The sequence below is a fragment of the Marinobacter sp. genome (assembly GCF_014859525.1).
Classification (GTDB): domain Bacteria; phylum Pseudomonadota; class Gammaproteobacteria; order Pseudomonadales; family Oleiphilaceae; genus Marinobacter.
On record NZ_JACUUB010000085.1, the window covers coordinates 1 to 10,366 of the forward strand.

Sequence of the window (10,366 nt, forward strand, 5' to 3'; positions counted from 1 at the left end):
TGTGCTTCTCGGTCTGCAAATCTGGTCTATGCTTGAATGTGTATAAGTGATCTGCATCAACTTTTGATGTTTTGAGCTCAAAATAATAAGATGACGAGCTTGTAATCTATGAAGGCAAATTCGCATCTAGTAAAACCGAAAGAATATTCAATCGTCACACCAGACCAGGAGGCGCCAACGTGGGCGAGGTAGTGAAAGACGAGTATCAGACGGATTACGTCGCAGGCCAGGACAACATAAAACCGTTTGGACTGGACCTCCATAACTGGGTATTCCCGGTCACATCAGTCATTGTTGTGTTGTTTGTCATCGCAACCCTGATGTTCCCGACGGCCGCCAAAGAAACGTTGGACGGCCTGAAGTGGAACATTATCGGTTCGTTTGACTGGTTCTTCCTCATCAGTGCCAACATCTTTGTGGTGGTCAGCCTCGCACTGATCTTTATGCCAGTGGGCAAGATACGGCTGGGCGGGCAAGACGCAACGCCGGAATTCTCGACACTGTCGTGGTTTGCCATGCTGTTTGCTGCGGGCATGGGCATCGGCCTGATGTTCTGGGCAGTGGCAGAGCCGGTTGCATACTACACCGGCTGGTACGAAACGCCGTTCAATGTCGAGGCAAACACCGCTGAGGCCCGAGACATGGCGATGGGCGCTACGCTGTATCATTGGGGTCTGCACCCCTGGGCAATCTATGCAATTGTTGCCCTGTCGCTGGCGTTCTTTGCGTATAACAAGAACATGCCGCTGACCATACGCTCAGCCTTTTTCCCGCTTCTCAAAGATAAAGTATGGGGTTGGCCGGGGCATGTCATCGATGTGTTGGCGGTGGTTGCTACTATCTTTGGTTTGGCTACATCCCTTGGTTTTGGTGCGCAGCAGGCGGCGTCAGGCCTGGATTACCTGTTTGGCATGGGTGCCGGGATTAATGTCCAGATGGCCATTATCGTTGGTGTAACGGCGCTGGCCCTTATTTCGGTGCTGCGTGGCCTGGACGGCGGCGTCAAGGTGCTCAGTAACATCAACATGGTAACCGCCGGGGTATTGCTGGCTTTTGTGATCTTCGCTGGCCCGACGCTGGCCATCGTGGAGACCATCTGGATCACCTCATCCACCTACGTGGCTAACGTAGTGCCTCTGAGCAACCCGTTTGGTCGTGATGACCAGGCCTGGTTGCAGGGCTGGACCGTGTTCTACTGGGCCTGGTGGATTTCCTGGTCACCGTTCGTAGGAATGTTTATTGCCCGGGTATCCAAAGGGCGGACCGTGCGAGAGTTTGTCACCGCCGTGTTGATTATCCCCACGCTGATTACAACCGTTTGGATGAGCGGATTTGGTGGTGCTGCCCTGGAACAGATCCAGCAAGGTATGGGCGCACTGGCGGAGGACGGCCTGACGGAAGTCTCGCTGGCGACCTTCCAGATGTTTGCCAATCTGCCGCTGACCGGAATCGTTTCCTTCGTTGGTATTGTGCTGGTCCTGGTGTTCTTCGTGACATCTTCGGATTCCGGCTCGCTGGTGATCGACAGCATTACGGCCGGCGGCAAGACTGACGCACCCACTGCTCAGCGCGTATTCTGGGTGGTCATGGAAGGTGCAATTGCCGCTGCGCTGATCTTCGGTGGCGGTGATGATGCCCTTGGCGCCATTCAGGCGGTGGCCATCAGTGCTGGCTTGCCGTTTACGGTGGTGCTGCTGATCATGACCTGGGGCTTGCTCAAGGGCCTCACCCATGAGCGAAAACTGTTGTTGCAGAGGGGCGAATTGCTCTGATCACGTAATCTGCATAAAAAAACCGGAGTAACTTGCTCCGGTTTTTTTATATCTAAAGGGCCGCCGGCGCTAGTGTTTGCCAAATGTCTCCATGGCGTAATGCACCCGCTCTCTTGGGCTGAAATGCGGGCGCTTGAGGGCTTCAATGTTGTTTAATCTGGGCAACAAGCCTTCACCATTGGCCATTTGAATGGCTAATCCCGGCCTGGCGTTCAGCTCCAATAGCAGGGGCCCCTCATTTTCATCGACCACCAGGTCGACTCCCATATAGCCAAGGCCTGTTGCCTCGTAACACCTTGATGCCATTTCAAGCATGTTTTCCCAGTCATCAATGTTGATGTTCTGAAGCGGCAGGCCAGTATCTGGATGCAGGGTAATGGGCCGGTTGAACTGAACGGCATTCAGGCTGTGGCCAGTGCCGACGTTCAGGCCAACGCCAATCGCACCCTGGTGCAGGTTAGCCTTGCCGTCCGAGGCTTTGGTCGCGAGCCTGAGCATGGCCATCACCGGGTAACCCTGAAAAATGATGATCCGGATGTCTGGAACGCCCTGAAAAGAATACTTTGCAAGGGCAGGGGAAGACTGAACCAGGCTTTCAACAATGGCCACGTCTGGCGTTCCCGCCAGTGAGTAAAGGCCGGCGAGAATGTTGGTCAGATGGCGTTCGAGCATGGCAACGGAGATTCGTACGCCGGAAGCTTTGACAAACTTGTCTTCATCGCGCCCGGTGATGACGGTGATGCCTTTGCCACCAGAACCTTTGGCAGGCTTGATCGCGAAGCCGTCGAGATTTTCAGACATTTCCCGAAAATGGGAAATTTCATGCTGCTGACGTACAACTTGAAGCAACTTGGGCGTTTTTACGCCGTACTCGCTAACCGCGAGTTTGGTTTTCAGTTTGTTGTCGACCAGCGGGAAAGAGGATCGCTCGTTATACCGGCCAATGTAGTCCACATTGCGCCGGTTCATGTTCAGTAAGCCGAGTTTTTTCAGCTTGCGCGGAGAAATCCAGTCCATATCAGTCGTAGGCCTTCATCGGAGTGAAGCGCCGTAATTCGCTGAGCTTATAGCCGGTGTATTGGCCCATCAACAGGATCAAACCCAGCACAACCAGATGCAGTTCCGGGAAGTTGAAGGTCAGGTGTCCGGCCAGTGAGGTGCTCATGGCCAGAAAAGCGCAAATCGCCACAAAAAGGCTGCCGCTGCCCTGTACCAGAACTTCCCGAGCGCCTTCTTCTTCCCACAGAATCGACATGCGTTCAATCGTCCAGGCGATGATGACCATCGGGAAGAAAGTCACCGTCATACCGGTATTGAAGCCCATCTGATAGCCGATGATGCTCAGGCCGGCGGTGATAAAAATGACCAGGATGATCAATGCCGAGATTCGCGACACCAGCAGCAGGTTCAGGCTTGAAAGATAGCCTCGTAACACCAGGCCAATAGACACCACCGACAAAAACGCAATCAGACCGGGCAGCAGTGTGGTCTGAACAAAGGCCACGGCAATGAGCACCGGCATAAAGGTTCCGGATGTTCGCACACCAATGACAATCCGCATGAAGGCAACAATCAGCGCCCCAATGGGTAACAGCAGCAGCATCCTGAACATGCTCTGTTCTTCGATGGGGAGTTGGTAAAAGCCCAGTACTCCGAGCCCTTTCTGGTTGGCTTCCAGTGTTGCCAGTTGCAGTGCCGGTACGGTTTGCCGGAGCATTGAGAAGCTGACCTGCGAGTTACCACCGCCAACCACATCCAGCAAAGATTCCGAACCCTGACGCCAGAGTAGAAGGTTCTCCGGGACACCTTGCTCTGCCGTTCTCGGATCAAAGGTCAGCCAGCGATTGCCGTTGTGAATCTGCAGGAATGGCATCAACTGTTGGCGACGGCGAGCGTCTTCCAGCTTCAGGCCGTCGGCTGTCCGCGCGGGAATGCCAGTGTGATTGAGCATCTTGACAAGCAGTTGCAGGTAGTTGTCGTCAGATACCAGTAAGGTGGTGTTCTGGGTGCGGCTGTCTGGCTGTAACAGACGAATCAGTTCGCGGGTCAGGCTTTCCGGAGAGCTTGAACGTTCGGTGGCCTGGCGGAGCAGTTCGCGGACGGCGGTGGCCTCCGGCTCTTCCCAGAAGGCTGGAATGGCTCTGGGTTTTCGGGTGCGGGCGCTCCCCGTGGCAGATTCCTCGGGCACAAACTGAACCTTAAAATACAGGGTTTGTGGCCCGGAGACTTCGCGTTTGGTCCATTCGGCCCGACGGCTTGCCGAGGTTTCGAGAATTGAGAAGCCGTAGCCAGGCGAGGCTGCCTGCTCCGTCAGAATGCTGAAGCCAGGGGGCTGTTCCGGAATGTGCAGGCTGACTTGAGCTGCCTCATCCAGGCCCTCAAAATCGACACGGGCCTCAATCATCCAGACTGGACGTTGCTCACCCGTCACCAGGGGTACGCCAAGCTCAATGTGGCGCCAGGTAGCAATACTGATGCCTGCCGCAATCAACAAAAAAACAAAGATGTAAAACGGCGCCCTGGAGCGAACGGTCATGAGTCGTCCCCATTTGCGGCCTTGTTCCGGTAGGTATCAGGAAGTTCCGTCGCAAATTCTTTGCCGACGTCAATCAGCATGACGTCTCTCAGGATATTGCGCCCTACCAGGACTTCATAGGTCAGGTTGGCGCGATCGGAGAGGGTAAACTCGGCGACCTGTTGATGGTCGCCAATCGCAAACTGAAGTTCCACAACCACGCGGCGTTCGGCTTCATCGGCGCTTGCCTGAATAACGCGTACCCGGCGGGAGATTTCACGTTCCATAGACACCCACTCGCCGTCGGCACCGGGCACCGGCACTTCAAAGCGTACCCAGTTTCTGCCGTCGCGCTCAAAGCGTTTGACGTTGCGCGCGTGGATAGATGAGGTTTCGGCGCCACTGTCGATCCGGGCTGTGTAGATATGATCGGGCCCGGCCAGATAGAATTTTTCCAGCTCACCGACAATCACCTTGCCTTTGAGCCTGTCTGCGCGGCCGCGATTCTCCGGGACGGTTGGGCAGATCTGCTGGGCTGCAGGTGGGCAAGATGGCGGCTGTACCTGGGTGCTGATGGCGTCAAGAATGGACTGGGTTGCGGCCTGGTTGTGTTCCAGCAGCTTGTCTTGCCGAATGGTTGCGTTGTTCTCCATGGTCACCAGAGTGGCTCTCTGGGTTTGCACGCCAGTTCTGATATCTTCCAGCCCCTCTTTGGGAACCATGAAGTAGCGATCGGTTGAGCAACCGGCAAGCACAAGCGCCAGCCCCGGAATCGCAAGCATCAGAAAACGCCGAGGCTGGAAAAACCTGTAACCCATTGAAATCCCCAGAATGGACTGCATGCTGCTGCCGGGATAAGGGCAAGTGTGCAGTCGTTGAATGTGTTTAGAATTCAGGTGGCGAAGTATACTACAACCTACGTGTGTGGATACTTTACAGTTGGTTAAGGCCCGCCGTTCTGAGTCAGCCTTGCACGCGACGATCGTGGCCCAGTTCCGTTTCGGAGCGGAGGAATGACTGAATAACCGGTGAGCAGTTCAGATAGAACAGCAAAAGCTCTTTCTGTATATCCTGATCCTGTATGCGCGCAGCAAAGCCGATGACATCCTTTAATGTTTGATCGTTGACTCCGGTGTGCCCTGGCACTGCCAATGCCTTGCCGTATCGGGATGAGAGCAAGTGAACAAGACGTTCGAGGTGGAACTCCCCGGTGTGCGTGATGTGAGGAACAACCCGGGCTCCCTCGGCTCTGGTTGCATGTGCGGCGGTGTCCAGCTCGCTGTTTGCAGGCACCTTATCCTCACCTTGCATGAAGTCTGCGCCCAACTTTCTCCAGAATTCTTTAAGCATCTGCTGGTCCTGCTTTGGCGGGTTGGAATCAGAAGATTCTGGCGCCGTTGAAAGATCCCCTTGCTTGTTGTAATCGAATTTACGTTGGTCGTCCAGAGCCGGATTGAGGCTCGGTTCTGAAATGCCGATCAGTCGACGGGTGGGCTGAGGAGGCCGTTGATGTTGGGGAGTTAATGGGCACAACCTCCGGTGCTTGAGGTAGACTGTTACGTTCTGTTTTCTGTGCACAAACTCCGTTTTGAACCCTTTGCAAAGGAGTCTTATGCTGTGGTCGACGTTTTGACCGGTTTCATGGAAACCCGCCCGGAATGGCTGGCCGGCTGGCTTATGCTGGGGGTAGTGGCTTGGGTTGCGATGCTCGCAGGCACCGTGTGGTCAATGATCGCTCTTCGCCGTGGGCGCCAGGCCAGTGCGTTGCAGGCCCAGGACATGGCTCGTCAGGATGCCGCCCTGCGAGAGGACGAACAGGCACAGGCTCTGCACCATCAGCAGGTCAGTCATCTGGAGCAATTGATTGCAGAGCACAAGCAACGGCTTGATGAAAGGGACCGCGGGTTAGAGGCATGGCGCCAGAAAGCGACAGGATTGGAGCGCCGGTTGGCGTCGGCAGAATCCGAGCTGGCTGGGCGGCGCGAGCGGCTGTTGCAGCTTGAGCATGAAAACGCGGATCTCAAGCAACGGACAGAAGCGCTGAGTGAAGGCAACGGCCAGCTAAGAATTGAAGTGCGCGAACAGCAGGTTATGCTCGACAAAGAGCGCCGGTCAGCGTCCGAGAAGCTGGAGCTTCTGGAAAAGAACCGGGACGCTTTAAAGCAGGAGTTCGAAAACCTGGCCAACCGGATCTTCGATCAGAAAAGCGAGCGCTTTACCCAGCAGTCAAAGACCAGTCTCGACTCTTTGCTCAATCCGTTCCGTGACCAGTTGCAGGATTTCCGAAAGCGAGTAGAAGACGTATACACCACCGAGACCCGGGACCGTCAGGCCCTGCGCAGCGAAATTAAATCGCTGCAGGATCTGAATCGCCAGATTACTGAAGAAGCCGCCAACCTGACCCGTGCCCTGAAGGGTGACAAGAAAGTGCAGGGCAATTGGGGCGAGCTGATTCTGGAGCGGGTGCTGGAGCGCTCAGGCCTCCGAAAGGGCATTGAATACGAAACCCAGGGCAGCTATCGGGATGGCGATAACCAACTCTTGCGCCCCGACGTTATTGTTCATTTGCCGGATCAACGCAATCTGGTGGTGGATTCCAAGGTGTCACTGGTTGCTTATCAGCAATGGGTGATCGCTGAACACGACGACGCCCGGGCCGAGGCATTGAAGCAGCACGTAGAGGCGGTTCGGAATCACATCCGAACGCTTAGCGAAAAAGACTACAGCCAGTTGAGCGGCTTGCATTCACCGGATTTTGTCTTGCTCTTTATGCCGATTGAGCCGGCGTTTGTCGCAGCATTCCAACAAGACGAGAACCTGTTCGCAGAAGCCTTTGAACGAAAGATTATTGTGGTGACACCCACCACGTTGCTGGCAACTTTGCGAACCATTGAGAATATCTGGCGTTATGAAAGGCAAAGCCAGAACGCCCGGCGAATTGCCGACAGGGCCGGCGCAGTCTATGACAAGCTGCGGGTGTTTGTTGAGGCCATGGAACGCCTTGGCAGTCAGTTGCACACCACTCAGAGCACCTATGACAGCGCCATGAATACCCTGACCCGGGGCCGTGGTAATCTGATTGCCCAGGCCAACCGGTTTGTTGAGCTTGGCGTGAGGGTCAAAAAAGAACTGCCCAAGGTCATTGTTGATCAGGCTGAGGTGGATGCGGATGATGATCATGAAACTCAGGAGTAGCGGTATGTTGTCACTCAATAAATTCCGGCGGACCCCAAGCTGTTCCTTGCTGGCTGGAATGGTTATGTGTTCGGCGCTGATGGCCGTCTCTGCGCCTGCGTTGGCGCTGGCTCCTGAGCATGAAATTCGTCGCCTGATGCTGGCGACGGAAGAGGCGGTGACCGCCGAGCGCTGGGGAGAGGCGAGTGAATACCTGAACCGTCTACAGAAAATGGAAGGCGAGAAACCCGCTGACTACTTTTACTATCGCGGCCGGGCTATGTTACAGGTCGGGCACCTGAATGAAGCTCGTTCTGCGCTGGAAGCCTACGTTACCCGCGCCGGTGCAGAGGGTGATCATTACCAGCCAGCGTTAAAGCTGATCACAGACATTGAAAAAGAGAATCGCGCCACCGTGCGAGAACTGGCAAGTAACGGCGGGCAAGTCCGGGAGCCCGTCGCCATCATCGAGCCTGCCAGTGGTGAGGACATAACCCGGTTGCGCCAACTCTATCTGGCGGATTCAGACAGAGAAGCCTTGACGGTTCACCTGAACGCCCTGCTCGAAACGGCGGGTTGGCGCCGTGATAAAACGGTGGTCCGGCTGGATCGGCCGGCGGATATCAGATATCGGGTGAGCGTAAGTAATGACAACCTGAACATACAGGAAATCACCCGTAACACCGATGAAACCACCGTACAAACGTCTTCATCTTTTACGGTGTTTGGTATTAACCCTCAGCCGCGCTGGGATTGCGAGCCTGCGGTAGGTGCCTGCTGGATTTACGATCCTAGGGACGGCTCCCGTTTGTTTCAGCTGGCTCATAGCCGCAATCAGGTGAACGACATCGCACTGACCCTGGGCCGGCTCATCCGCAACCTGCAACAGGGCGGCGCTGGCTCCTGATCAGTCGGCCAAATCGCCCCGCTCGCCTTCGCGCCAGGCGCCCGGGGTAACACCGGTCCACTTCTTGAAGGCCCGATGGAAGGTGGACGGTTCGGTAAAGCCCACCCGCTCAGCAATATCGTTAATGGGCAGCTCCTGATGGCTCAGGTAGTAGATGGCCATATCCCGCCGCAGTAAGTCTTTGATCTCCTGAAACGAGGTGTTTTCCTGCTTCAGTCGCCGGCGCAGTGTTTGCGGGCTGGTGTGCAGCTCCTGAGCAATCCAGTCGAAGTCTGGCATTGGTTTGGAGAAGTCCCGGCCAATCAGGGCCCGGATGCGACCGGTCCAGGTATTGCTCTCATCCGGGCGAGACAAGAGATCGGCCGGGGAGGTTTTCAGAAACTGACGTATCTCCGGCTTATCGCGAATCACCGGTGCCGACAGAAAACGCTTACTGAAGGTGAGGGCAGTGCAGTCGGATTCAAACACCAATGGGCAACGGAAGATATGCCGATATTCATCACCGTGGGCCGGCCGTGGATAGTTGAATTCTGCTTTCTCCAGCTCAACCGGTTGGCCAATCAGCCAACTACCCAGCCTGTGCCAGATCACCAGAATGCTCTCCCGCAGGAAATAGCTGGGGTCGTTAATTTCGCCTTCAATGCGGGTAATCAGCCTGACGTTGTCATCGTTGATCTCCAGTTCCATGCTGACCATCGGTTCGAACAGCCGTGAGAACTGAAAAGATTGCTGATACACCTCCTCGAGGTTCTGGCAGCCAATCACCAGCGCGCACATGGTGGCAAAGGTGCCGGTGCGGGCCTTGCGCGGCCCCATGCCCATAAACTCATCGCCGGTGCGGTTCCAGATAACCTGCATCAGCCGGCTGAACTGATCACTGTTAACCCGGGCCATCTCTATGCGCAGCAAATCCGGCGATATGCCCGCCTCCAGCAAAATCGCACGGGTGTCCAGCCCCAACCGTTCAGCGCCGGTGAGCGATGCTTCCACAAAATGTTTTGAAACCGTCAGGGTAGACATAACCACTGCCATCAAGAAGAACGACATTCATCATAAGTGCCCGGCACGACAATGCAACCACCTGATTTAACGAAAGATGGAAGATTCGGCCAATGGGAATGAAGTAACCGGCAGTTGGCCCTGCCTGCAAAACCCGGCAGCATGAGCCAGAGTAACAACAATACCCGATAAGATAACGGAGATAACCATGGCAGGCCCCCTGAATACCCTCAGAATACTCGACTTCAGCACCCTGTTGCCCGGCCCCTACGCCACCATGATGCTGGCCGACCTGGGTGCGGAAGTGCTGCGCGTGGAAGCGCCAGACCGGGTAGACCTGGCCAAAGTGATGCCCCCGTTTGATGGCAAATTCAGCACCACGTTTTCCTATCTGAGCCGGGGTAAACAAACCCTCCAGCTCAACCTGAAACAGCCTGAGAGCGTGGAGAAGGTGAAAGAGTTGGTCAAAGAGTACGACATCGTCGTGGAGCAATTCCGCCCGGGCGTAATGAGCCGCCTGGGTATCGGTTATGAAACCCTCAAAGCCATCAATCCCAAACTGATCTACTGCGCCATCACCGGCTACGGCCAGACCGGCCCCTACAAAGACCGCGCCGGCCACGACATCAACTACCTGGCCATCTCCGGCGTTGCCAGCCACTGCGGCCGCGCCGACAGCGGCCCGCCCCCCATGGGCATCCAGATTGCGGATGTGGCCGGCGGCTCCCACCACGCCGTGATGGGCATTCTCGCCGCCGTCATCCAGCGCCAGCAAACCGGGCAGGGCGCCTTTATCGACATCAGCATGACCGACGCCGCCTTCGCCCTCAACGCCATGGCCGGCGCCGCCGCCCTGGCCGGCGGCCAGCCCCAGAAGCCCGAGGGCGGCATGCTCAACGGCGGTTCCTTCTACGATTACTACCAGACCAGTGATGGCCGGTGGTTGTCGGTAGGCAGCCTGGAGCCGCAGTTCTCCGCACGGTTGTGCGACACGCTGGG

9 protein-coding genes are annotated in these 10,366 nt (G+C 56.0%); 4 read left to right on the top strand and 5 right to left on the bottom strand.

All coding sequences use genetic code 11. The annotated features are described in order from the left end of the window. Positions 1-179: 179 nt before the first annotated feature. A complete protein-coding gene (locus IBX51_RS13055; protein ID WP_291831720.1) occupies positions 180-1,772 on the top strand; it encodes a BCCT family transporter in 1,593 nt (530 codons plus the stop codon). A 69-nt stretch (positions 1,773-1,841) separates the two neighbouring features. On the opposite strand, the gene IBX51_RS13060 is transcribed toward IBX51_RS13055, so the two are convergent. The 4 genes from IBX51_RS13060 to IBX51_RS13075 all read right to left on the bottom strand — a co-directional run bounded on the left by IBX51_RS13060 (position 1,842) and on the right by IBX51_RS13075 (position 5,637). Continuing rightward, positions 1,842-2,789 (bottom strand): alpha-L-glutamate ligase-like protein, encoded by a 948-nt coding sequence (locus IBX51_RS13060; RefSeq protein WP_291831721.1) that lies wholly within the window; start codon positions 2,787-2,789, stop codon positions 1,842-1,844. A 1-nt stretch (position 2,790) separates the two neighbouring features. Next, positions 2,791-4,308 carry an inactive transglutaminase family protein gene (locus IBX51_RS13065; RefSeq protein ID WP_291831722.1) on the bottom strand — a complete coding sequence of 506 codons (1,518 nt, stop codon included), beginning with the start codon at positions 4,306-4,308 and terminating at the stop codon, positions 2,791-2,793. Beyond that, a complete protein-coding gene (locus IBX51_RS13070) occupies positions 4,305-5,105 on the bottom strand; it encodes a RimK/LysX family protein (protein WP_291831723.1) in 801 nt (266 codons plus the stop codon). Before IBX51_RS13070 ends, IBX51_RS13065 begins: the two co-directional genes overlap by 4 nt. Before the next feature lie 145 nt (positions 5,106-5,250). After that, positions 5,251-5,637 (bottom strand): hypothetical protein, encoded by a 387-nt coding sequence (locus IBX51_RS13075; RefSeq protein WP_291831724.1) that lies wholly within the window; start codon positions 5,635-5,637, stop codon positions 5,251-5,253. A gap of 327 nt (positions 5,638-5,964) precedes the next feature. On the opposite strand from IBX51_RS13075, the gene rmuC reads away from it, so the two are divergent. Then, complete coding sequence (gene rmuC / locus IBX51_RS13080; protein ID WP_291831727.1) at positions 5,965-7,482, top strand: DNA recombination protein RmuC; 1,518 nt, start codon at positions 5,965-5,967, stop codon at positions 7,480-7,482. Positions 7,483-7,486: 4 nt separating this feature from the next. Continuing rightward, positions 7,487-8,368: a hypothetical protein gene (locus IBX51_RS13085; protein ID WP_291831725.1), complete on the top strand. Its 882-nt coding sequence runs from the start codon at positions 7,487-7,489 to the stop codon at positions 8,366-8,368. On the opposite strand, the gene IBX51_RS13090 is transcribed toward IBX51_RS13085, so the two are convergent. Next, the gene (locus tag IBX51_RS13090; RefSeq protein WP_291831728.1) at positions 8,369-9,388 is read right to left on the bottom strand and encodes an AraC family transcriptional regulator; all 1,020 of its coding nucleotides are present in this window, start codon (positions 9,386-9,388) and stop codon (positions 8,369-8,371) included. 187 nt (positions 9,389-9,575) lie between these two features. Here IBX51_RS13090 and IBX51_RS13095 point away from each other — a divergent pair. Then, positions 9,576-10,366 (top strand): CaiB/BaiF CoA-transferase family protein (locus IBX51_RS13095; protein WP_291831726.1); only part of this gene is annotated, 791 nt, incomplete at its 3' end.